Origin of the sequence: Methylobacterium terrae (assembly GCF_003173755.1) — a bacterium.
Classification (GTDB): Bacteria; Pseudomonadota; Alphaproteobacteria; order Rhizobiales; family Beijerinckiaceae; genus Methylobacterium; species Methylobacterium terrae.
In genome coordinates this window covers 306,524-327,769 of record NZ_CP029553.1, presented here as the reverse complement: position 1 = coordinate 327,769, position 21,246 = coordinate 306,524, and the positions used below count along the sequence as shown (strand labels likewise).

At 72.8% G+C, this 21,246-nt stretch carries 20 protein-coding genes and 1 pseudogene; 8 read left to right on the top strand and 13 right to left on the bottom strand.

Annotated features, from left to right (window positions below; translation table 11 throughout):
* Positions 1 to 168 precede the first annotated feature (168 nt).
* Positions 169 to 1,104, bottom strand: coding sequence for an SMP-30/gluconolactonase/LRE family protein (locus DK419_RS01430; RefSeq protein WP_109957522.1), 936 nt, complete (start codon positions 1,102 to 1,104; stop codon positions 169 to 171).
* A gap of 98 nt (positions 1,105 to 1,202) precedes the next feature.
* Positions 1,203 to 2,537: an MFS transporter gene (locus DK419_RS01425; RefSeq protein WP_109957521.1), complete on the bottom strand. Its 1,335-nt coding sequence runs from the start codon at positions 2,535 to 2,537 to the stop codon at positions 1,203 to 1,205.
* A 148-nt stretch (positions 2,538 to 2,685) separates the two neighbouring features.
* Between DK419_RS01425 and DK419_RS01420 the strand changes: the two genes are divergently transcribed.
* On the top strand, positions 2,686 to 3,378 hold the full coding sequence (locus tag DK419_RS01420) for a GntR family transcriptional regulator (protein WP_245442783.1): 693 nt from the start codon (positions 2,686 to 2,688) through the stop codon (positions 3,376 to 3,378).
* Positions 3,379 to 3,426: 48 nt separating this feature from the next.
* Entirely contained in the window at positions 3,427 to 4,263 is an 837-nt protein-coding gene (locus DK419_RS01415; protein WP_109957520.1) for an NAD-dependent epimerase/dehydratase family protein, read from the top strand.
* Between the two features lie 202 nt (positions 4,264 to 4,465).
* Here DK419_RS01415 and DK419_RS01410 read toward each other — a convergent pair whose 3' ends face one another.
* A complete protein-coding gene (locus DK419_RS01410) occupies positions 4,466 to 4,942 on the bottom strand; it encodes an Rrf2 family transcriptional regulator (protein ID WP_109957519.1) in 477 nt (158 codons plus the stop codon).
* A gap of 110 nt (positions 4,943 to 5,052) precedes the next feature.
* Between DK419_RS01410 and hmpA the strand changes: the two genes are divergently transcribed.
* The gene (gene hmpA / locus DK419_RS01405; protein WP_109957518.1) at positions 5,053 to 6,294 is read left to right on the top strand and encodes an NO-inducible flavohemoprotein; all 1,242 of its coding nucleotides are present in this window, start codon (positions 5,053 to 5,055) and stop codon (positions 6,292 to 6,294) included.
* A gap of 41 nt (positions 6,295 to 6,335) precedes the next feature.
* Here the strand turns inward: hmpA and DK419_RS01400 are convergent, their stop codons facing one another.
* From DK419_RS01400 to DK419_RS01375, 6 genes are all read right to left on the bottom strand, one after another.
* Complete coding sequence (locus DK419_RS01400; protein ID WP_109962051.1) at positions 6,336 to 7,406, bottom strand: enolase C-terminal domain-like protein; 1,071 nt, start codon at positions 7,404 to 7,406, stop codon at positions 6,336 to 6,338.
* A 59-nt stretch (positions 7,407 to 7,465) separates the two neighbouring features.
* Positions 7,466 to 8,251 (bottom strand): SDR family NAD(P)-dependent oxidoreductase, encoded by a 786-nt coding sequence (locus tag DK419_RS01395; RefSeq protein WP_109957517.1) that lies wholly within the window; start codon positions 8,249 to 8,251, stop codon positions 7,466 to 7,468.
* The gene (locus tag DK419_RS01390) at positions 8,248 to 9,042 is read right to left on the bottom strand and encodes an amino acid ABC transporter ATP-binding protein (RefSeq protein WP_109957516.1); all 795 of its coding nucleotides are present in this window, start codon (positions 9,040 to 9,042) and stop codon (positions 8,248 to 8,250) included. The genes DK419_RS01395 and DK419_RS01390 overlap by 4 nt, the downstream gene beginning before the upstream one ends.
* Positions 9,043 to 9,054: 12 nt before the next feature.
* Positions 9,055 to 9,717: an amino acid ABC transporter permease gene (locus DK419_RS01385; protein WP_109957515.1), complete on the bottom strand. Its 663-nt coding sequence runs from the start codon at positions 9,715 to 9,717 to the stop codon at positions 9,055 to 9,057.
* Positions 9,718 to 9,761: 44 nt separating this feature from the next.
* Positions 9,762 to 10,613, bottom strand: coding sequence for a transporter substrate-binding domain-containing protein (locus DK419_RS01380; protein WP_109962050.1), 852 nt, complete (start codon positions 10,611 to 10,613; stop codon positions 9,762 to 9,764).
* A gap of 389 nt (positions 10,614 to 11,002) precedes the next feature.
* Positions 11,003 to 12,304 (bottom strand): NAD(P)/FAD-dependent oxidoreductase, encoded by a 1,302-nt coding sequence (locus DK419_RS01375; protein ID WP_109962049.1) that lies wholly within the window; start codon positions 12,302 to 12,304, stop codon positions 11,003 to 11,005.
* Between the two features lie 104 nt (positions 12,305 to 12,408).
* Between DK419_RS01375 and DK419_RS01370 the strand changes: the two genes are divergently transcribed.
* From DK419_RS01370 to DK419_RS29890, 4 genes and pseudogenes are all read left to right on the top strand, one after another.
* Positions 12,409 to 13,089 (top strand): nitroreductase, encoded by a 681-nt coding sequence (locus tag DK419_RS01370; RefSeq protein WP_109957514.1) that lies wholly within the window; start codon positions 12,409 to 12,411, stop codon positions 13,087 to 13,089.
* Positions 13,090 to 13,381: 292 nt separating this feature from the next.
* Complete coding sequence (locus DK419_RS01365; protein WP_109957513.1) at positions 13,382 to 14,590, top strand: ABC transporter substrate-binding protein; 1,209 nt, start codon at positions 13,382 to 13,384, stop codon at positions 14,588 to 14,590.
* Positions 14,591 to 14,649: 59 nt separating this feature from the next.
* A pseudogene (locus tag DK419_RS01360) lies at positions 14,650 to 15,828 on the top strand (AMP-binding protein); the annotation flags it as partial.
* Positions 15,817 to 16,350 (top strand): AMP-binding enzyme, encoded by a 534-nt coding sequence (locus DK419_RS29890; protein WP_425352655.1) that lies wholly within the window; start codon positions 15,817 to 15,819, stop codon positions 16,348 to 16,350. The pseudogene DK419_RS01360 and the gene DK419_RS29890, both read left to right, overlap by 12 nt.
* 16 nt (positions 16,351 to 16,366) lie before the next feature.
* On the opposite strand, the gene DK419_RS01355 is transcribed toward DK419_RS29890, so the two are convergent.
* Genes DK419_RS01355 through DK419_RS01340 form a run of 4 tightly spaced genes read right to left on the bottom strand, consistent with a single transcriptional unit; the run spans position 16,367 to position 20,255 of the window.
* On the bottom strand, positions 16,367 to 17,575 hold the full coding sequence (locus tag DK419_RS01355) for an FAD-dependent monooxygenase (protein ID WP_109957512.1): 1,209 nt from the start codon (positions 17,573 to 17,575) through the stop codon (positions 16,367 to 16,369).
* 1 nt (position 17,576) lies between these two features.
* Positions 17,577 to 18,452, bottom strand: coding sequence for an SMP-30/gluconolactonase/LRE family protein (locus DK419_RS01350; protein ID WP_109957511.1), 876 nt, complete (start codon positions 18,450 to 18,452; stop codon positions 17,577 to 17,579).
* A complete protein-coding gene (locus DK419_RS01345) occupies positions 18,449 to 19,459 on the bottom strand; it encodes an aldose epimerase family protein (protein WP_109957510.1) in 1,011 nt (336 codons plus the stop codon). The genes DK419_RS01350 and DK419_RS01345 overlap by 4 nt, the downstream gene beginning before the upstream one ends.
* A gap of 13 nt (positions 19,460 to 19,472) precedes the next feature.
* The gene (locus tag DK419_RS01340; protein WP_245442781.1) at positions 19,473 to 20,255 is read right to left on the bottom strand and encodes a FadR/GntR family transcriptional regulator; all 783 of its coding nucleotides are present in this window, start codon (positions 20,253 to 20,255) and stop codon (positions 19,473 to 19,475) included.
* A gap of 135 nt (positions 20,256 to 20,390) precedes the next feature.
* Here DK419_RS01340 and DK419_RS01335 point away from each other — a divergent pair, with 135 nt between their 5' ends.
* On the top strand, positions 20,391 to 21,149 hold the full coding sequence (locus tag DK419_RS01335) for an SDR family NAD(P)-dependent oxidoreductase (protein ID WP_109957508.1): 759 nt from the start codon (positions 20,391 to 20,393) through the stop codon (positions 21,147 to 21,149).
* Positions 21,150 to 21,246: the final 97 nt, after the last annotated feature.

Here is a 21,246-nt window from a genome sequence, read left to right as displayed (position 1 = left end):
ACCGGGCGCCGCGCGACGGCCTCGGCCCTCGACGCGGGCGCGCCGCGCCCCGGGGCGGACGCGGCGCCCGCGGGATCGTCCGTTCCCGGATCCTCTGCCCGTGCCGCACGGGAATGCCGGGCGGGGGAGGACCCCGCGGTGGCCGGGACGCCCGCCCGGCCTGCCACCTTATCCCCCGGCCACGCCCTGCACGTCGACGTAGAGCGCGTAGAGCGACTGGCTCGCCGCCATGAACAGCCGGTTGCGGTGGCGGCCGCCGAAGCAGAGGTTGGCGCAGCGCTCCGGCAGGCGGATGCGGCCGATCAGGGTGCCTTCCGGGTTGTAGACCATCACCCCGTCGAGGGCGTCGGTGCCCATGCCCCAGCCGCACCACAGGTTGCCGTCTGTGTCGCAGCGGAAGCCGTCCGGCGTGCCCGGGCCGGCATCGATGTGGACGCGCTTGTTGGTCAGGCGCCCGCCCTCGACGTCGAAGGCGAGGATGCGGCGGTTCGGCTGCGCCCGCGACTCGACGAGGTAGAGGATCGATTCGTCGGGCGAGAAGCACAGGCCGTTCGGCCCGGCGAGGTCGGTCGCCACGGCGTCGAGCGCGCCCGTGACGGGATCGAGGCGGTAGACGTTCTGCGGCAGCTCCGGCTCGGCCCGCTCGCCCTCGTAGTTGCCGAGGATCCCGAAGGGCGGGTCGGTGAACCAGACCGCGCCGTCGGAGGCCACCACCACGTCGTTGGGCGAGTTGAGGCGCTTGCCCTCGTGGGAATCGGCCAGCACCGTGATGCTGCCGTCGTACTCGGTGCGCGTCACCCGGCGCCCGCCATGCTCGCAGGTGACGAGGCGGCCCTGGCGGTCGCGGGTGTTGCCGTTGGCGAAGTTCGACGGCTTGCGGAAGACCGAGACCGCGCCGGTCTCCTCGTCGAAGCGCAGGATCCGGTTGTTGGGGATGTCGCTCCACAGGAGGTAGCGCCCGTCGCCGAACCAGACCGGGCCCTCGCTCCAGCGGCAGCCGGTGGCGAGGCGCTCGACCCCGGCGCTGAACACCCGGTAGCGGGCGAAGGAGGGGTCGAGGACCTCGATGGCGGGGTCGGGATACCGGGTCGTCGGCGTCCACACGGGCTTTGTCCTCCTGATGGTTCTTCTCGCGGCGGACCTTCGCGGCCCGCCGCGCGGGATGCAAGGCGTTCCTCGGGCGGGTGTTGCCGGGCGCCGACTCAGTGCGCCGCAGCGCCCGCCGGCAGCGGCCGCCCCCGCCGGCGCTCGCCCAGCACCAGCCAGACCACGAGCAGCGCCACGAGGTCGAAGACGGTGAGGCAGGCGAAGAGCGGCTCGAAGCCGATGCGCCCGGCGAGCTGCCCGATCAGCAGCGAGAACAGGGTGCCGCCGAGATAGCCCGCCATGCCGCAGAAGCCCGTCGCCGTGGCGACCTCGTGCGGCGCGAAATTGTCGGTGACGACCGCGTAGAGCAGGCTCGACAGCACCTGGTGGGCGAAGGCGCCGAGCGAGAACAGGCAGATCGCCGCGAACGGGCTCGAGGCGAGGCCGATCAGCCCCGGGCCGACCATGCAGACGGCGCCGATGCCGATGCCGGCGATGCGGGAATTGGCGAGCGAGATCCGGAAGCGCCGGGCGAGGTAGGGCGAGAGGTAGCCGCTGAGCACGCAGCCGAGATCGGCGGCGAGGAACGGCAGCCAGGCGAACAGCGCGAACTGCTTGATGTCCATGCCCCGCGCGCTGACCATGTAGAGCGGGATCCAGTAGCTGAAGGTCTGCCAGGCCGGCTCGGTGAGGAAGCGCGCGACCGCGATGCCCCAGAACTGCCGCCGGCCGACCACCGCCCCGACGGAGGGCTTCGCCAGCACCGCCCGCGGCGCGTCGGTGCCGATATGCGCCCGCTCCGCCTCGCCGAGGCCGGGATGGTCGTGCGGATCGCGGTAGAGCAGCCACCACAGGGCGGCGACGCCGACCGACATGAGGCCGGTGACCACGAAGGCGACCTGCCAGCTCCAGGTCAGCGACAGCCACACGACGAGCGGCGGCGCGATCATCGCGCCGACCGACGAGCCGGTGTTGAACCAGCCGGTGGCGATCGAGCGCTCCCGGGGCGGGAACCACAGGGTCGAGGTCTTCACCGCCGAGGGGATCGCCGCCGCCTCGCCGAGGCCGAGCAGGCCCCGGAACGCCGCCATCGCCTGCCAGTTGCCGGCGAGCGCGTGCAGCGCGCAGGCCGAACCCCAGACGAGCGCGAACAGGCAGTAGCCGGTGCGCAGGCCGATCAGGTCGGTGAGGAAGCCCGCCGCCGGCTGCATCACCCCGTAGGAGATCTGGAACGCCGCGACGATGAACGAGTACTGCTCGGTCGAGACGCCGAGTTGGTCCTTCAGCACCGGCGCCAGCACGCCGAGCGTGTTGCGGTCGATGTAGTTGACGACCGTGCCGAGCCCGACGAGCGCCAGGATGCGCCACCGCAGGCCGCTCGGCTTGCCGGCTTGCGTTCGCAGGCCGCTCACCTTCCTGGTTTGCGTTCGCAGGCCGCTCACCTTCCCCATCGCGTGTCCCTCCCGTGGGGCATTGCCGGCCGGGCCGGAAACAATGCAGAATCAATGCCCTGCGCGGTCCCGGTCTTGGTGCCGGGGGCGGTCGCGGCGAGCTTTGCGGTGATTATCGATATCGATAATGCTTGACAAGGGAGGGGGCATGACCGAGGCCGGAGGCATGATCGCCGCCGTCGTACCGATTCCGTCACGGGCCCGCCGCCACGTGCAGGTGGCCGACGCGTTGCGCCGGGCCGTCATGCTCGGCGAGACGCCGCCGGGCGCCGCCCTGCTCGAACTGGAACTCGCCGGCCGGTTCGGCTGCAGCCAGGGGGTGATCCGCGAGGCGCTGCTGCTGCTGCAGGAGGAGGGGCTGGTGCAGCGCTCCGGCCATCGCGGCACCCGGGTCTCGGACCTCAACCCCGACGAGGCGGTGGAGATGCTGCGGCTGCGCCGCGACCTCGAATGCCGCGCCGCCCGCCGGGCCTGCGCGGGGCCTCCCGGCGCATCGGGGAGCTTGCGGACCGACCTCGAGGTGCAGCTCGGCCTGATGGAGGCGGCGGCCACCGCCGGCGACCCCTACGCCCTCGCCCAGGCCGACCGCGAGTTCCACCGCCGGCTCTTCGCGCAGGCCGGGTGGCCGAGCCTGGAGCCGATGCTCCTGCGCTGCCTGACCCACAACCACCGCTTCAAGCTGATCGCCGGGCCGGCGGACCTCGCCCACACGGCGCAGCGCCATCTGGGGATCGTGGCGGCGGCGGAGAGCCGGGACGGGCCGGCGCTCGCCCGCGCCCTGTCCCACCACGTCGCGACGATCCTCGACGACGGACCGTCGCTCCTCGATGATGAGGCGTGACGCGCCCCGGCGGGGCGCCCACCCACGAACCATGAAACGGGAGGAAGCATGAGCGAGGCAGCGGGGATCCGGGTCGCCCTGTCGGGGGCGGGCGGGCAGGTCGGGGCGGTGCTGCGGCCGCGGCTCGTCGCCGCCGGCTGCGTTCTGCGCTCGGGCGGGGGACCGACGGCGCTGACGCCGCTCTCGGAATCCGAGACCGTGACGACCGGCGACCTGCGCGACCCCGGGGCCGTCGACCGGCTGCTCGAGGGGACCGAGGTGCTGGTGCACCTCGCCGGCACCAGCGTGGAGAAGCCGCTGCCGGAGGTGATCGAGAACAACCTCATCGCCCTGCACGCGGTCTACGAGGGCGCCCGCCGTCACGGCCTTCGCCGGGTGGTGTTCGCCAGTTCCAACCACGCCTTCGGCATGCACAAGGTGACCGAGCGGCTCGACGCCGCGGCGCCGTTCCGGCCGGACGGCGCCTACGGCCTCAGCAAGGCCTGGGGCGAGCTGATGGGCCAGATGTACTGGGACCGGCACGGCATCGAGGGGGTGGCGTTGCGCATCGGCAGCGCGCTGCCGCGCCCGACCGAGTTCCGCCACCTCTCGACCTGGCTCGGCCACGACGACCTCGCCCAGCTCGTGCTGCGCAGTATCGCGGCGCCGATCCCCGGCTACGTCGCGGTCTGGGGCGCGTCGAACAACCCGCGCAGCTACTGGGACAACAGTGCCGCCGCGGCGGCGATCGGCTACCGGCCGACCCAGTCGGCGGAGGATTGGGCCGAGGAGATCCTGGCGCAGGAGAACCCCCTCGACCCGGTCGCCCGCACCCTCCAGGGCGGCAGCTTCACGACGATCGACTACACGCCGGAGGAGAACCGGCCGGGGCGGGCGAGGGGCTGAGGCCGGGGAATGCACCCTCTCCCGCAAGGGGCAGGGCTGGCCGGAGACGTTCCGGATCGAGAATGGAGCGCAGGCCCCCCTCTCCCGCACGGGAGAGGGACCCGCGCTTGTGTCCGAACGGGATTGCCCCCCGACGGCCCTGCGCAGCGGGGAGAGTGTGCACGCGATCCTCGATCGTGCTCCTTCGTCGGGCTGGCGGTCCCTAGCGTCCCGCCCGCTCGGCCCCCGCCTCCGGCAGGCCGAGGAGCCGCGCCAGGTCGGGCGCCGCCCCGCCCGCGAGCAGGTCCGCCAGGGTGTAGCGGTCGAGCACCGTCAGGAACGCGGCGAGCGCCTCGCCGAGGGCGACGCGCAGGCGGCAGGCCGGGGTGATGGCACAGGCGCCCGCGCCGAAGCACTCGACCAGGGTGAGATCTTCTTCCATCTGCCGCACCACCGCGCCGACCACGATCTCGCCGGGCGGCAGGGCGAGGCGCAGGCCGCCGCCGCGGCCGCGGATCGTGCGGACCAGGCCGAGCCGCCCGAGCTGGTGCACCACCTTGGTCAGGTGGTTCTCCGAGATGCCGTAGGCCCGGGCGATCTCGCCGATCGAGCTCTGCCGCGGCTCATGGGCACCGATGTCTTGGGCACCGAGATACAGCAGCGTGCGCAGGGCGTAGTCGGTGTAGCGCGTCAGGCGCATGGGAGCCGTGCCCGCCTCATAACATGTAATTCCTATACACCTTTTATCCGCCGGCCTATAAGGTGCATATTGAATACACCTTTTAACCGAACGGACCTTCGAGCCGCGCCATGCCGATCCCGCTGAGCCCCGCCACCATCGCCCTCGTCAAGGCCACCGTGCCGGCCCTGGAGATCCACGGGCTGGCGATCACGCGCCGGATGTACGAGCGCCTGTTCGAGGATCCGGCGATCCGCGACCTGTTCAACCAGTCGCATCACGGCGCGACCGGGTCCCAGCCCAAGGCGCTCGCCGATGCCGTGCTGGCCTATGCGCGCCACATCGACGACCTCGGCGCGCTCGCCGGCGCGGTCGAGCGCATCGCCCAGAAGCACGTCACCCTGGCGATCCAGCCCGCGCATTACCGCTCCGTCGCCGAGGCGCTGCTCGGGGCGATCCGGGACGTGCTGGCCGAGGCCGCCACGCCCGAGATCTGCGCCGCCTGGGGCGAGGCCTACTGGTTCCTGGCCGACATCCTGATCGATCGCGAGGCCGCGATCTACCACGATCACGAGGCGCGGCCCGGCGGCTGGTCCGGCTGGCGGGAGTTCCGCATCGAGAGCGTCCACGCCGAGAGCGCGACGATCCGCTCCTTCGTGCTGGTGCCGGTCGACGGCGGGCCGGTGCTGGCTCACCGGCCGGGTCAATTTCTCGGCCTGCGGTTCGACCTGCCGGGCCACGGCGTGGTGGTGCGCAACTACTCGGTCTCCTGCGCGCCGAACGGCCGGGCCTACCGCATCACCGTGAAGCGCGAGGCGACGCCGGGCCATCCCGCGGGCCTCGTCTCGTCCTGGCTGCACGATGGTGCCCGCCCCGGCACGGTGCTGGAGGCCGCCGCCCCCGCCGGCGACTTCGTGCTCGACCGCGATGCGGCCTCGCCGGTGGTGCTGGTGAGCGGCGGCGTCGGGCTGACCCCGATGATGAGCATGCTGGAGACGATCCACGCCGAGACGCCGGAGCGCCCGACCTGGTACGTCCACGGGGCGCTGAACGGCCGGGTCCACGCCATGGCCGCGCAGGCCCGGCAGCTCGCCGCCGGCCGCCCGGCGATCCGCCTGCACACCGTCTACGAGGTCCCGCTCGGTTCGGACCGGCCCGGCGTGGACTACGACGCCGCCGGCCGCATCACGCCCGAGTGGCTGGTCGCCCACACGCCCGCGGAGGCGACCTACTATCTCTGCGGCCCGAAGCCCTTCCTCGCGAGCCTCGTCCACGGCCTCGCCCGCCTGGGCGTGCCGGCGGCGCGGATCCGCTACGAGTTCTTCGGGCCGGCGGACGAGCTGGTGGCGCAGGCGCCGCGGGCGGCGGCGTGAGATCCGGGAAGCTGGCGGAACCGTCGAGGGAGGCTCGCGCCTCACGCCTCCGCCAGCACCCGCGCGTTGCCCCGGATCGCCGCCTCGCTCACCGCGATCCCGAGACCCGGCCCCTTCGGCACCACGACTTCCCCGCCCTCGACCGGCACGCGCGCCTCCAGCACGTCGTCGGTCAGCACGTGGTGGGGCATGTAGAACTCGCAGCCGAGCGAGATGCCGGGCGTCGCGGCGATCATCTGGGTGCCGGCGGCGAGCGCGATGCCCCCCTCCCACAGGGTGCCGCCGTAGCCCGGCAGCCCGGCGGTGTCGGCGATCGCCATCAGGCTCTGCGCCTTCAGCATCCCGCCGCACTTCATCAGCTTGACCGAGACCGCGTCGGCGGCCCGGCGCTTCACCACCTCCAGGGCGTCGGCGGCATCGAAGCAGCTCTCGTCGGCGAGGATCGGTGTGTCGAGGGCGGCGGTGAGCGCCGCCATGGCGTCGAGGTGGCGGCGCGCCACCGGCTGCTCGATGAAGGTCGGCCGGAAGGCCTCGACGTCGCGAAGCGTGCGCAGCGCCCCGAACGGGTCGAGGGCCTGGTTGTAGTCGACCCTGAGGTCGATGCGCTCGCCGAAGGCCGCCCGCATCGCCTCGAGATGGCGCAAGTCCTCGGCGTGGGTCTTCACCCCGGTCTTCACCTTGAACAGGCGGTGGCCGGTCGCCGTCATGGCGTGCATGCGGGCGAGGTCGGCCTCGAAATCCGGGTCGGCGATCGAGAACGAGAGCGGGATCGTGTCCCGCACCCGGCCGCCGAGGAGTTCCGCCACCGAGAGCCCGCAGGCGTGGCCGAGGATGTCGAACAGCGCCATCTCGACCGCCGCCTTGGCGTCGGTGTGGCCGGTGAGCGCCCGGTCGAGGTCGGCGGCGAGCGCCCGCACGCCGCGCGCCGAGCGGCCGAGGATCAGCGGGCGCAGGTAGGTGTCCAGCGCCGCGAAGGCGCCCTCGGCGGTGCCGGTGAACACCTCCCAGGGGGCGGCCTCGCCCCAGCCGACCACGCCCTCGCGGGTGGTGAGCCGCAGGAGCACCCGCTTGACGCTGCCCTTGACGTCGCCGACGCCCTGGCGGCGGGCCATCCTGATCGGGCTCTCGATCAGGACGACGCGCAGGTTCTCGATGATGAGGGAATCGGAGCTCACGTGAGCCCTCCGTCGACGTGGACGACCTGGCCGGTGACGTAGGAGGCGGCCGGCGAGGCCAGGAAGGCGATGACCGCCGCGACCTCCGCCGGATCGGCCCGGCGCCCGAGGGGAATGGCGGCCTCCAGGGTCGCGATCGCCTCGCTCGAGAGCGCGCCGCCGCGGCCCGGATCCTTGGCGGTCAGGCCCGGCGCCACGGCGTTGACGGTGATGCCGTCCGGCGCGAGCTCCCGGGACAGGCTGCGCACCAGCGCCTCCAGGGCGGCGCGGCCGGCGGCGGAGGCCGCGAACAGGCCGAGATCGGCCCGGGTGAGATGGGCGACGTAGGACGACACCGCGACGATCCGGGGCGCGTCGCCCGCCCGCAGCAGCGGCGCGGCGGCCTGGGCGAGGTGCAGGAACGACCCGGCCGAGAGCGCGAGCGCGTCCGCGAGGCTCCCCGCCTCGAGCGCGAGCGCGCCGCCGCGTTGCGCCTTGCCGGCCGCCGCCACCACGGCGTCGAGACGCCCGAAGGCCTCCGAGGCCAGCGCCACGCCGCGCGGGCCGGTCTGCGGGTCGGCGAGGTCGTCGAGCCAGGTCGCCACGGTGGCGCCGCGGGCGCGGGCGGCGGCCGCCACCGCGGCGAGGCCGTCGGCGTTGCGGCCGCTGTGGAGCACGAGGCCGTGGCCGGGGGCGGCGAGCGCGAGCGCCGTGGCCCGGCCGATGCCGCTGCCCGCCCCCGTCACCAGCGTCACCCGGGCGGCCGTACCCTCCGGCAAGGCGGCGCGTGGGTCCGCGCTCATGCCGCCGGCGCCTCGCCGCGGCGGTGGAAATGGGCGAGGAAGGCCCGGGTGTCGGGGTGCCGCGGCGCGTCGATCAGGGTGCGGGCGGGGCCTTCCTCGACCACGACGCCGTCGCGCAGGAACACCACCCGGTCGGCGACCTCGCGGGCGAAGGCGATCTCGTGGGTGACGATCACCATCGTCATGCCGTCGGCGGCGAGCGCCCGCATCACGCCGAGCACCTCGCCGACGAGCTCCGGGTCGAGGGCCGAGGTCGCCTCGTCGAACAGCATCACCTCGGGCTCCATGGCGAGGGCGCGGGCGATGGCGACGCGCTGCTTCTGCCCGCCCGACAGCCGGCTCGGATACTGCTCGGCCTTGTCGGCGAGGCCGACCTTGGCGAGCAGCGCGCGGGCCCGCGCCTCGGCCTGCGCCTTCGGCATCCGCTTCACGGTGAGCGGCCCCTCCATGATGTTCTGGAGCGCGGTGAGGTGCGGGAACAGATTGAAGTGCTGGAACACCATGCCGGTCCCGGCGCGGAAACGCGCCAGGGCCTTTATGCCCGGCAGCCTCGTGCCGGGGCCGAACCGGAAGGCGTCGCCCCCGACCCGGACCTCGCCGCCATCCGGCACCACCAGGAGGTTGATGCAGCGTAGCAGCGTCGACTTGCCGGAGCCCGACGGCCCGATCAGCGCCACCACGCCGCCCGCGGGCACGGTGAGCGACACGTCCTTGAGCACCGCGTTCCCGCCGAAGCTCTTGGCGAGGCGGGTGATCGCGATCTTCGGTTCGCCGGAAGTCTCGTTTGCCATGGCGGTCGAGCCTCAATCGCTGGTGGCGAGGCGCTTCTCGCCCCGGCGCACGATCCAGGTGAGCGGGTAGAGCGCCGCGAAGTAGAGGACGGCCACGAGCGTGTAGATCTCGAGCGGCCGGTAGCTGTCATGGGCCGCGACCTGGCCCTGGTAGAGCAGGTCCGGTACCGCCAGCACCGAGACGAGCGAGGTGTTCTTGAACTGGATGATCGACTGGTTCATCAGCGGCGGCACCATGCGCTTCAACGCCTGGGGCAGCACGATCCGGCGCAGGCTCTGGGCCGGGGTCATGCCGAGCGCCGCGGCCGCCTCGCCCTGCCCGCGGTCGATCGACACGATGCCGCCGCGGATGATCTCGGCGTAGAACGAGCCGCCGTAGAGCGACAGCGCCAGCACCGAGGCGCCGACCGCCGAGATCTCGATCCCGGCGAGGATCGGCAGGGCGTAGTAGAACCACACCAGCTGCACCAGCAGCGGGGTGCAGCGGAACACCTCGATATAGGCGTTGCTGAGCCAGCGCAGGGGCGCGAAGCCGGACAGCTTGGCGAGGCCGGCCGCGAGACCGACCAGGAGCCCGATCACCACGATCGCGACCGTGAAGGCCACGGTGACGCCGAGCCCCTGGACGAACAGCCAGCGGTAGGTCCAGAGCGAGCCGAAATCCCAGTTATACATGTCCGAACCTGTCCATGTCAGGTCGCCTCGCCCGGTCTCGAGGGTTACAGCGAGACGCCGGCCGGCATGTCGGCCTCGGTCACGCCGACCAGCTCCATGTTCGACACGATGGTCTGGCGGATGAAGCCGAGGCCCTTGTTGTAGTCGATCCAGGTGTTGACGAAATCGCGCAGCGTCTTGTCGCGCTCGCGCCGGAAGCCGGCATTCGAGGTGGTGGCGAAGACCGGGTTCGGCACCACGAGCTGGCCGAGCGCCGGATTCTTCTTCAGCACGGTCAGCGCCAGCATCAGGATCAGGCATTGCGCGTCGACCCGCCCGGTCGAGAGCGCCAGCGTCGCCTCGTCGGCGGACTTGAAGCGCACGATCTGGGCCTTCGGGCACAGCCGCGTCACCACGGCGTCGTGCGAGGAGCCGACATCGACCGCGAGCTTCACGTCGGGGCTGTTCAGCTCGGCCCAGGTCTTCGCGGCAAAGCCCTTCTTGGCGATGACCGTGAAGGCGTTGCTGAACACCGGCACCGAGAAGTCGACGACGAGCGCCCGCTTCGGGGTCGGGTTGAGGCCGAAGAACATGTCGATCTTGTTGGCCTGGAGGTCGAGCACCGCGTTGCCCCAGGTGGTCTCGGACAGTTCGAGCTCGGCCTCGAGCTCGGCGGCCAGCGCCTTCGCCATGTCGACGTAGAAGCCGCGCCACTGCCCGGTGGCGATGTCCTTCTGGTAGTACGGCGCGCCGCCGGCCACCGCCGCGGTGCGCAGCTTCTTCGTGCGCCGGATCCGGTCGAAGGCGCTCTCGGACGCGTCCTGCGCCAGGGCCGGGTTGGCGATCACGGAGGCGGCGGCCCCCGCCGCCACGGTGCCGGCCCCAACAAGGCTCGCCAGCGATCTGCGCGACAGCATCATCACGATTCCTTCTTCACGGGCGTCTCCCCACGGTCGCGCTTAGCACGTGGCGGGCCAGAGGGAAGGGCTGTGAGCGCCAGCGCGAAGGAATCCGCAGGTCCGTGCCGTCTCGCCCCTCGCCGGAGGATGCAGCGTTCTCCGGGTGAAGCGGGATCCGGGTTGGGACGATCGCCGGTTCGCGTAGGAAGTGCCATGGCATCCTGGGGCGCGTCGGAGGCGAGAACCCGGGATCCGTGACCGCGACGGTGCCCGACATCGCTTACGACGTTTCGCGTCATCCTGCATCGTCCGCGGCCGTGGATCCGGGTTTCCGCGGCGCGGCCCCGGGATGACGATGGAGGGGTGTCGAACGTCCTGGTCGAAGACAGGTGGCGGACCATCTGCCTCTACGGCAGCGCCCGTCCCGGAAACCGCGCCTCGCCCCAGTGCACCGCCTGCGCCCCGGCCTCGTAGGCGAGTTCCCGCACCGCCCGGAAGCCGATCGGCTCCGGCGCCGTGACCGGCAGGGGCAGGTCGACGTCCGCGATCCTGCCCGCGACGAGGTCGGCGAGGACGCGGCCGAAGGCGGTGCCGGGGGCGATGCCGCGCCCGTTATAGCCGCTGAACGCCACGACCCGGCGGGCGAGGCGGTGGAAGCGCGGCAGGGCGTCCGCCGTCATGCCGATCTTGCCGTACCACTCGGCCTCGAACGGCACGTCGCCGGCCTGCGGGTAGAGTTTTCTCAGCGTGCGCCGCGCCCAGGCCCGATGCACGGACGCCGCCGTGCCCCGCAACGCCCCGACGCTGCCGATCACGAGGCGCCCGGCGGCGTCGAGGCGGAAGGAGGTCAGCACCGCCTTCGTGTCCCAGGCGCCCTGGCGGCCGGGCAGGATCGTGCCGCGCAGGTTGTCGGAGAGCGGCGCGGTCGCGATGTTGAAGTAGGGCAGGTGGGCGATCTCGGCCCGGATCTCCGGCCACGGCGCCCGCGTGTAGGCGTTGGTGGCGACGATCACCCACTCGGCGCTCACCGTGCCGCCGGGCGTCGTCAGGCGCCAGCGCGATCCCTCCTCGGCGACGCCGACGACCGGGCTGCCGGTGTGCAGGACCGCCCCGGCGGCGAGCGCCGCCCGGCCGAGGCCGCGGGCATAGGCGAGCGGCTGGATCGTGCCGGCGCGCGCGTCGAGGAGCGCGCCCGCGTAGGCCGGCGTGCCGGTGGCCCGCGCGGCCTCCGCCGCGTCGAGGAGGCGGACCGGTGCCCCGCGCGCCTGCCACTGCCGGGCCCGGTCCTCGAGATCGGACAGGCCCTTATTCCCGACCGCGCAGTGCAGCGTGCCCTCGGATACCGCCTCGCAGGCGATGCCGTGCTCGGCGACGAGGTCGAAGACGAGGCGGGGCGCGGCGCCGAGCAGCGCCAGCAGGCGCTCGCCGCGCTCGAGCCCCAACGCCGCCGGCACGAGATCGGGCTTCACCCACAGGCCGGCATTGACGAGGCCGACATTGCGCCCCGACCCGCCGAACCCGACCGCCTCGCCCTCGAGCACCGTCACCCGGGCGCCGGCCTTCGCGAGGTGCAGGGCCGCCGAGAGGCCGGTATAGCCGGCGCCCACCACCGCCACGTCGGCCCGCGCCTCGCCCCTCAGGGGCACGGCGTCGGGGGCGGGCGGGGCTGTTCTCTCCCAGAGGCCGTGCGAGCGGGGATCGTTGTTCACGGGGCGGTCGGGTTCCTGAATGCGGCCCGGCACCATGCCCGATCGGCGCCACCGCTGGAAGCGGGGCGCGGGGCGTGGCACTCAGGAGGCGAGGAGACGCCCGCATGACAGAGCGCAACGCCGTCGACGCCGCGATCGAGAGCCGGCGCAGCGTCCGGGGCTACCGGCCGGACCCGGTACCGGACGAGACGATCCGCGACCTGATCGCGCTCGCCGGACGGGCGCCGAGCGGCAGCAACATCCAGCCCTGGAAGGTCCACGTCGTCACCGGGGCGGCGCTCGCGCGCCTGACGGCCGCCCTCTCTGCCGCGCACGAGAGCGACGCGCCGGAGGCACGGGAATACGAGTATTACCCGGTGAACTGGCGGGACCCCTATCTCGGCCGGCGCCGGACGCTCGGCTGGCAGCTCTACGGGCTCGCCGGGATCGGCAAGGGCGACCGCGAGGGCGCCAAGCGCCAGATGGGGCGCAACTTCACGTTCTTCGGCGCCCCCGTCGGCCTCGTCTTCACCATCGACCGCGACATGGAGCAGGGCAGCTGGCTCGATTACGGCATGTTCCTGCAATCCCTGATGATCGCCGCCCGCGGCCGCGGCCTCGACACCTGCCCGCAGGCGGCGATCGCGAGCTATCCGGGGGTGGTGCGGGCCGAGCTCGGCGTGCCGGAGGGCGAGATGGTGGTCTGCGGCATGGCGTTGGGCTTCGCCGATCCGGACGAGCCGGTGAATGCGCTGCGGGCCGAGCGGGAGCCGGTGGAGAGCTACACGGTGTTCCACGGCGCGTGATCCCGTGTGAGGCGCGAATGTCCCGGACTGCGTGCACCGGTCCGTACGCCGCGCCGCCTTGATACAACGAAAGTCGAAGCCGGTGCGGCGAGCCGGCACGACTTTCGTGATAGAGCAAGAACAAGACCGCCCCGTCGTTGACGAAGACTAGGACCTCGGGCAGGCTCCCGTTCGGGAAGCTGCGGCGTCCCGAACGACAAGAACGAATCGACCCACGAGGAAACGCCAATCGGCTGGAAGCGCGCCGCACGACGCGAAGCGCGCGCAGCGGGAGGAGCCCATGAGATCATCGATGAGACCCTGGAAGGCCATCGTCGCCGGCCTCATCGGCGTGATGAGCGCCGGACAGGCCCAGGCGCAGATCAGGACCAAGATCGGCGTTTTGAACGACCGGTCCGGCGTCTATGCCGACATCACCGGCGAGGGATCGGCGGCGGCCGCCCGGATGGCGGTCGAGGACTTCAAGGCCCGCGAGAAGGGCATCGAGGTCACGGTCGTCGGCGCCGATCACCAGAACAAGCCCGATGTCGGCGCGAACGTCGCCCGCACCTGGTACGACAAGGACGGCGTCGACGTGATCGTCGACGTGCCGACTTCCTCGGTGGCGCTCGCCGTGAACGAGATCACCCGGGAGAAGAACAAGATCCTGCTGGTCTCCGGCGGCGGGACCTCGGACCTGACCGGCAAGGCGTGCTCGCCCAACACCATCCACTGGACCTTCGACACCTACGCGCTCAGCCGCGGCACCGGCGGCGCGATGGTGCGGGGCGGCGACGACACCTGGTTCTTCGTCACCGCCGACTACGCCTTCGGCCACGCGCTGGAGCGCGACACCGAGGCGGTGGTGATGCAGGCCGGCGGCAAGGTCGTCGGCAAGGTGCGCCATCCCTTCCCGGGCCAGGATTTCTCGTCGTTCCTGATCCAGGCGCAGGGCTCGGGCGCCAAGGTGATCGGGCTGGCGAATGCCGGCGGCGACACCATCAACGCCATCAAGCAGGCCAAGGAGTTCGGCATCACCCAGGGCGGCCAGAAGCTCGCCGGCCTCCTGGTCTTCTCCAGCGACATCCAGGCGATCGGGCTCGACGTGGCGCAGGGTCTGGTCCTGACGGAGGCGTACTACGCCGACCTCAACGACAAGACCCGCGACTTCGCCGAGCGGTTCGCCCGCGCCTACCAGGGCCGCCTTCCGACCTCGGTCCAGGCCGGCGTCTACTCCTCGGTGCTGCACTACCTCAAGGCGGTGCAGGCGGCCGGCACCAAGGAGGCCGGGCCGGTGCTCGCCAAGATGAAGCAGATGCCGACCGACGATCCGGTCCTCGGCACCGGCAGCATCCGCGAGGACGGCCGCAAGATGCACGACATGTACCTGTTCCAGGTGAAGACGCCGGCGGAATCGAAGGGCCGCAACGACATCTACAAGCTCGTCGCCAAGATCCCGCCGGAGCAGGCGTTCCGCCCGCTCGCCGAGAGCCAGTGCCGCCTCGTCGCGCGGTCGCAGTAGATCGGGCCCGAAGACCGACAGGGCGGCTCCCGGTCGCGCGGCGACCGGGAGCCGCCCGCATGCTTTTCGCCAGTGACGCATCGCGTCCGACGCGCCGGCCCCGCGCCGTCGGGCGATGCCTTGAGGGAGACACCGCCATGGCATCCGATCTGCCCGCCGGGCACGAGGCCGCGCGCGCCCGCCGCGACACGATCTCCGACGCCCTGCGCCGCGCCGCACGGCGCCACCGCGAGCGTACCGCCCTGTCCTTCGGCGACCGGCGCTGGAGCTTTGCGCGCCTCGACCGCGCCGTCGACCGGGTCGCGGGCGGCCTGATCGCGGCGGGTCTGGTGCGGGGGGACCGGCTCGGGGCGCTCGGGCGCAACTCGGACGCCTACCTGATCCTGTGGCTCGCCTGCGCCCGCGCCGGGATCATCCACGTCCCGGTGAACTACGCCCTGACCGGCCGGGAGCTGCGCTACATCGTCGAGCAATCGGGGGCGCGGGCGCTGATCGCCGATCCGGCCCTCGAACCCGCGGCCCGGGACGCCTTGGGCGAGGGCGGGCCGGGGGAGGGGACGGCCCCCTGGTTCGGGAGCCTGTTCGGCGGCGGCGGCCTCGACGTGCTGCGGCTCGCCGAAGGCGAAGGGGAGGCGCCGGAGGTCGACGTCGCGGTCGAGGACGACGACGTGGTCCAGCTCCTCTACACCTCGGGCACCACCGCGGCGCCCAAGGGCGCGATGATGACGAGCCGGGGATTGCTGGCCGAGTATCTCAGCTGCGTCACCGCCCTCGATTTCGGGCCGCGCGACCGGGCGCTCGCCGCGCTGCCGCTCTACCACACGGCGCAGATGCACGCCTTCACCATGCCCCAGCTGCTCGCCGGGGCCGAGACGGTGCTGATCGAGGCCCCCAACCCCGAGACCTGCCTGCGCCTGATCGAGGAGCACCGCCTCACCTCGTTCTTCGCGCCGCCGACGGTCTGGATCAGCCTGCTGCGCTCGCCCGACTTCGCGCGGCGGGACCTCTCGTCCCTGCGCCACGTCTATTACGGCGCCTCGATCATGCCGGTGCCGGTGCTCGAGGAACTGCGCGCCCGCCTGCCCGGGGCCGAGCCCTAAAATTGCTACGGCCAGAGCGAGATCGCCCCCCTCGCCACCGTGCTCCGCCCCGAGGAGCACGATGCCCGCCCGGCCTCCTGCGGCCGCCCGGTCTTCAACGTCGAGACCCGGATCGTCGACGATGCGATGCAGGACGTGGCGGCGGGCGAGCGGGGCGAGATCGTCCACCGCTCGCCGCAACTCATGGCCGGCTACTGGGACAAGCCGGAGGAGACCCGTGAGGCGTTCCGGGGCGGCTGGTTCCATTCCGGCGATGTCGGGGTGATGGACGAGGAGGGCTTCATCACGGTCGTCGACCGGGTGAAGGACGTGATCAAGACCGGCGGCACCATCGTGGCGAGCCGCGAGGTCGAGGAGGTGCTGTTCACCCATCCGGGCGTGTCGGAGGTGGCGGTGGTCGCCCTGCCGCACCCGAAATGGATCGAGGCGGTGACCGCCGTCGTGGTCCTGCGCCCGGGCGCCGAGGCCTCGGCCGACGACCTCATCGCCCATTGCCGCACCGGGCTGGCGCCGTTCAAGGTGCCCAAGCGCATCATCTTCCAGGACGACCTGCCCCGGAACACCGCCGGCAAGCTGCTCAAGCGCGAGCTCAGGGCCCACTACGCCGACCTCGCCTGGCCGGACGGCGAGGCCGGGCGCGCTTCGCTCGACGGGAGATGAGGCGGCCGGGCCGCGGTCAGGCCGCCGCCTCGGCCCGCTCGCCCGCGTAGCGCGTCAGGTCCGGCTCGGCCCTCGCCCCGCCGAAGAGCCGCGCCGCCGCGCTGCGCAAGGGTGGCGTGCTCGCCGCCCACAAGCCCGCGTGCAGCAGGCGGATGCCGGAGCGCGTGCGCGGGTGCATCAGCCGCGGCACGAACTTCGGCACGCCTTGCGCCTCCTCGACCATCGGGCGCATCGCCCGCTCGTAGGCCGCGAACGCGCCCGGTACGTCGTCGCTCCCCGCCATCTCCCCGGCGAGCACCCGCGCGCCGGTGATCGCCAGCGTGGCGCCGATGCCGGCGAGCGGCGTCGCGCACCAGGCGGCGTCCCCGGTGAGGACGACGCGGCCGCGCGACCAGCGCCGCATCCGCACCTGGCGCAGCACGTCGAAGTAGAAGTCGTCGGTCGTCTCGAGGGCGGCGAGCACCCGCGGAATCTGCCAGCCGGCGTCGGCGAAGCGCTCGCGCAGGAACGCTTTCCGGCGGGCGGTATCCCAGGCCTGCGCCTCGGCGAGCGGTCCGTGGAGCGACAGCATCGCCCGGGTGGTGCCGTGCGGGTCGGGGCGCAGCGACAGGCTGCGGCCGCCGGGCGCGTTGTACCAGCGCCAGAACCGGTCGTCGTCGGGCGTGCGGGGAACCGTGAAGTAGGCGATGGTCAGGTCCATCCAGCGCGGGTCGTTCTCGCCCGGGAACACCTGCTCGCGGGTGGCGGAGCCGACACCCTCGGCGACGATCACCGCGTCGAAGCGCTCGGTCGCGCCGCCCGCGAAGGTCACGGTCGCCGCCGCGTCGTCCTCGTCGATCCGCGCGACGGAATCGCCGAAGCGGAAGGCGGCGTGGGGGCGGGCGGCCTCGAACAGCAGGCGGGCGAGGTCGCCGCGCAGGATCTCCATCTCGGCGGTCGGGCCCTCGCCCGCCGTGTCGCCGGCCATGAAGCGTGCGGCCGGCCGGCCCGCCCCGTCGACGAAGGCGGTGCCCTCCTCGCCGGTGCCGCCCTCGAGCGCCGCGCGCTCCAGGCCCATCTCGCGCAGGATCGTGCGGCCGACGCCGCGCACGTCGACGTTCTGGCCGCCGTCGCGGAAGGCGGGCGTGCGCTCGACCACCGTGACGTCGAACCCGGCGCGGCCGAGCCACCAGGCGGCGGTGGTGCCGGCGATGCTGGCGCCGGTGATGAGGACGCGGCGCGGCACGTCAGGCCACCCGCACGGCCGGCTCGAACCGCCCCTTCACCCTCACCGGCACGGTGAAGGTCCGCCCGGCGAAGCGGTCGTCGCTGCGGTCCGGGTCGAGCCCTTCCGTCGCCGAGGTGACCACCAGGGTGTCGGCGTCCGGCCCGATGAAGGCCGGGCAGGTCACCTGGCGCGCCGGCATCGCGATGCTGCGCACCCGGGTGCCGTCGGGGGCGTAGGCGTCGAGGCTCGCTCCGCCCCAGCGGGCGTTCCAGACCAGGCCGTCGGCATCGACCACCGCGCCGTCCGGCGCGCCCTCGGAGGCCGGAATCGTGACGAAGACCCGGCGCTCGCCGGTGGGCAGCCCCGTGACGGGGTCGGTCGCGACGCGCCAGATCGTGCCGGCGTCGGAATCGGCGAAGAACGCGTGGGTGCCGTCGGCCGCGAACGCGATGGCGTTCGGGATGGTGAGGCCGGTGAACAGGGTCCGTACCTCGCCGCGGAAGAACCAGTAGATCGACCCGGCCCCGCTCTCGGCGTTCTTACCCATCGTGCCGAGCCAGAGCGCGCCGCTCGGGTGGACCCGGCCGTCGTTGGAGCGGGTCCCGGGCCGGTCGGCCTCGAGCGCCGTGAGGAGCGAGAGCCGCCCGGTTCCGATGTCGCGCAGGTACAGGCCGTCCTCGGCGCCGAGGAGCAGGGTGGTGTCGTCGACCCGCGCCACCATCGAGGCCATCACCGGCAGATCGTGCAGGGTGGTGCTCCCGCCCGAGAACGGCCGCTCGGCCAGGTGCCTGCCGAGGATGTCGACCCAGTAGAGCCGGCCGAGGCCGGGATGCGCCACAGGCCCCTCGCCGAGGATGCAGGCGCGGTCGCAGAAGATGCCGGCCCAGCCGCTCATCGGGCGGTCTCCTTCTCGAACCGATACGCGATGACCTGCCGGTAGGTCTCGCCCGGGTGCAGGACCGCGCTCGGGAAGCCCGGGTGGTTCGGCGCGTCGGGGAACGCCTCGGGCTCGAGGCAGAGCGCGGAGCGGGCGGCGTAGCCGAGGCCCGCCTTGGCGAGGTGGGTGCCGTCGTAGAACTGCACCGCCGGGGCCGTCGCCAGCACGGTGAGCGCCACGTCGCTGCCCGCCGCCGTCACCCGCCCGACGGGCCGCGGCTCAGCCAGCGTCTCGCGCCCGAGCACGAAGGCGTGGTCGAAGGCTTGCGTGCCGATCCGGGTCGGGCGGCGCAGGTCGAAGCGCGTGCCGGCCACCGGGGCGATCTCGCCGGTGGGGATCTGGCCCTCGTCGACCGGCAGGTACGCCTCGGCCGGGATCGCGATCACGTGGTCGTCGATGGCCGGGGCCGGAAAGCCCCCGGGCGGCAGCAGCAGGTTGAAGTAGGTGTGGTTCGTCAGGTTGACGAGGGTCGGCGCGTCCGTCCGCGCCGTCAGGGTGATGCGCAGGGTGCCGGGGCCGGTGATGGCGTAGGTGCAGGTCGCGTCGAGGGCGCCCGGATAGCCCTCCTCACCGTCCTCCGCGTGGTAGGCGAGGGTGACGCTCCGCCCGCCCACCTCCGCGAAGGTCCAGTTGCGCCGCGAGAACCCTTCCGCGCCGCCGTGCAGGTGGTTGCGGCCGGCCTCGTTGCGGGGCAGCGCGTAGGGCGTGCCGTCGAGGGTGAAGCGCCCGCCGGCGATACGGTTGGCGAAGCGGCCGACGATCGCGCCGCATTGCGGGGTCTTCGCCACGTAGTCGTGCGGGTCGTCGCGGCCGAGCACCATCGGGCGCCCGTCGACGTCGAGCCGGCGGATCACCGCCCCGAGGCTCAGGATCGCGACCGCGAGCCCTTCTCCCTCGAGGCGCGCCTCGAGGATCGGGCTGCCGTCCGGCATCGTGCCGACCGGGACGGGCTTCTCGTCGCTCATCTCGGGCTCCCGGTCATGTCGGATTCTCTCTGGCGCAGGGCGGGTCCGCACAAGGGTAGGGCGCAGCCCCCGCCGCCTCCACCGCTGCGGCGCCGTTGCGGAGCCCGTCGCGGACCACGAACTCGGTCGCCCGGGCGGCGGCGGCCGGGTCGCCGGCCCGGATCGCCGCCGCGATCGCCGCGTGGGCGCGCCAGGAGGCGTCGTGCGCGTGCGGGTCGGTCGGCCGGCTCATCCGGAACACCACGTCGAGGGCGGCCTCGGTCACCGCGCCGACGGAATGCATGAAGACGTTGCCGGAGGCGTCGGCCAGCGCGAGGTGGAAGGCGAGGTCGGCGCTCGCGAAGGCCGGGTCGAGGCCGGGCGCGTCGCGCATCGCGGCGACGCAGGCCTCGAGCCGCGCGATGTCGGGGGGCATCCGGCGCATCGCGGCGAGCGCCGCCGCGGCGGGCTCGATCGCCAGGCGGATCTCCGCGAGGTCGCGCAGGAAGCGCCCGTCGATCCCGGCGTCGAGGTACCAGGCCAGCACGTCGCGGTCGAACAGGTTCCAGGCCGCCCGCTCGCGCACCCGCGTGCCGACGCGGGTGCGGGCCTCCAGCATGCCCTTGCCCGACAGCGTCTTGACCGCCTCGCGCAGGACCGTGCGCGACACGCCGAAGCGGGTGAGCAGGGCCGCCTCGCCCGGCAGCACCTCGCCTTCGGGAAAGCGCCCGGCGACGATGCCGGTGCCGAGCGCCCGCGCCACCCGGGCGTGACCCGGGGCCCCGCGCGACACGATCCCGGCGCCGATCTCATCCAAGGTTGCATCCTCCCGTCGATTTTCGCCTCTTGCCCGCGCGTCAGGATTCCGCGATAAGGGCCGGGCCACTGGAATAGTCATATTAAATGATTTTCAGTGCGTCGAGCGGACCGACGGGCTTCGAGGGAGGAAGCGGTGGCGGCAATCTATCCGGACCTTGCGGGCAAGGTCGTGGTCGTGACGGGCGGCGGCTCCGGCATCGGGGCGGAGCTGGTCCGGCACTTCGCCCGGCAGAAGGCCCGGGTCGGCTTCCTGGACATCGCCGACGAGCCCTCGCGGGCGCTGGCCTCCGAGCTGGAAGGCGAGGGGCTGGCCGTCGCCTTCGAGCACGCCGACGTCACCGACATTCCAGCGCTCAAGGCCGCGATCGGCCGGATCCGCGAGCGGTTCGGCCCGGTCGACGTGCTGATGAACAACGCCGCCCACGACGAGCGCCACCCCACCGAGGAGGTGACGGAGGCCTACTGGGACGGCCGCATCGCCGTGAACCTGAAGCACCAGTTCTTCGCCGCGCAAGCCGTCCTGCCCGACATGAAGGCGAAGGGCGGCGGCGCGATCGTGAATTTCGGCTCGGTCTCGTGGATGATCGGCCAGGGCGGCATGGCGGCCTACACCGCCTGCAAGTCGGGGGTGATCGGGCTGACCCGGTCGCTCGCCCGCGACTTCGGCCCCTACGGCATCCGCGTCAACGCGCTCGCCCCGGGCTGGATCATGACCGAGCGCCAGCTCGCCCTGTGGGTGACGCCGGAATCCGACGCGGAGATCAACGCCCGCCAATGCCTCAAGCGCAAGCTCGTGCCGGCGGACGTCGCCCGCTTCGCGGTGTTCCTCGCCTCGGAGGAGGCCGGCGCCTGCACCAATCAGCACTACGTCGTGGATGGCGGCTGGGTGTGAGGGGACGCGGCTCCCGCGGGTCTGCCGGGAGCCGATCGTAGCGCGGGTTTCCCCTCTCCCCGCGGGCGGGGAGAGGGCTTCACCCCTCTTGTCGGGG

What these genes read in the sequence shown, in the direction of transcription:
- DK419_RS29890 (WP_425352655.1), top strand. Translation starts at nt 15,817, where the DNA reads ATGCAGGACGTGGCGGCGGGCGAGCGGGGCGAGATCGTCCACCGCTCG.
- DK419_RS01400 (WP_109962051.1), bottom strand. Translation starts at nt 7,406, where the DNA reads ATGGCCCGCCGCCAGGGCGTCGGCGACGTCAAGGGCAGCGTCAAGCGG.
- DK419_RS01415 (WP_109957520.1), top strand. Translation starts at nt 3,427, where the DNA reads ATGAGCGAGGCAGCGGGGATCCGGGTCGCCCTGTCGGGGGCGGGCGGG.
- hmpA (WP_109957518.1), top strand. Translation starts at nt 5,053, where the DNA reads ATGCCGATCCCGCTGAGCCCCGCCACCATCGCCCTCGTCAAGGCCACC.
- DK419_RS01385 (WP_109957515.1), bottom strand. Translation starts at nt 9,717, where the DNA reads ATGTATAACTGGGATTTCGGCTCGCTCTGGACCTACCGCTGGCTGTTC.
- DK419_RS01395 (WP_109957517.1), bottom strand. Translation starts at nt 8,251, where the DNA reads ATGAGCGCGGACCCACGCGCCGCCTTGCCGGAGGGTACGGCCGCCCGG.
- DK419_RS01425 (WP_109957521.1), bottom strand. Translation starts at nt 2,537, where the DNA reads ATGGGGAAGGTGAGCGGCCTGCGAACGCAAACCAGGAAGGTGAGCGGC.
- DK419_RS01380 (WP_109962050.1), bottom strand. Translation starts at nt 10,613, where the DNA reads ATGCTGTCGCGCAGATCGCTGGCGAGCCTTGTTGGGGCCGGCACCGTG.
- DK419_RS01420 (WP_245442783.1), top strand. Translation starts at nt 2,686, where the DNA reads ATGACCGAGGCCGGAGGCATGATCGCCGCCGTCGTACCGATTCCGTCA.
- DK419_RS01350 (WP_109957511.1), bottom strand. Translation starts at nt 18,452, where the DNA reads ATGAGCGGCTGGGCCGGCATCTTCTGCGACCGCGCCTGCATCCTCGGC.
- DK419_RS01365 (WP_109957513.1), top strand. Translation starts at nt 13,382, where the DNA reads ATGAGACCCTGGAAGGCCATCGTCGCCGGCCTCATCGGCGTGATGAGC.
- DK419_RS01410 (WP_109957519.1), bottom strand. Translation starts at nt 4,942, where the DNA reads ATGCGCCTGACGCGCTACACCGACTACGCCCTGCGCACGCTGCTGTAT.
- DK419_RS01370 (WP_109957514.1), top strand. Translation starts at nt 12,409, where the DNA reads ATGACAGAGCGCAACGCCGTCGACGCCGCGATCGAGAGCCGGCGCAGC.
- DK419_RS01345 (WP_109957510.1), bottom strand. Translation starts at nt 19,459, where the DNA reads ATGAGCGACGAGAAGCCCGTCCCGGTCGGCACGATGCCGGACGGCAGC.
- DK419_RS01390 (WP_109957516.1), bottom strand. Translation starts at nt 9,042, where the DNA reads ATGGCAAACGAGACTTCCGGCGAACCGAAGATCGCGATCACCCGCCTC.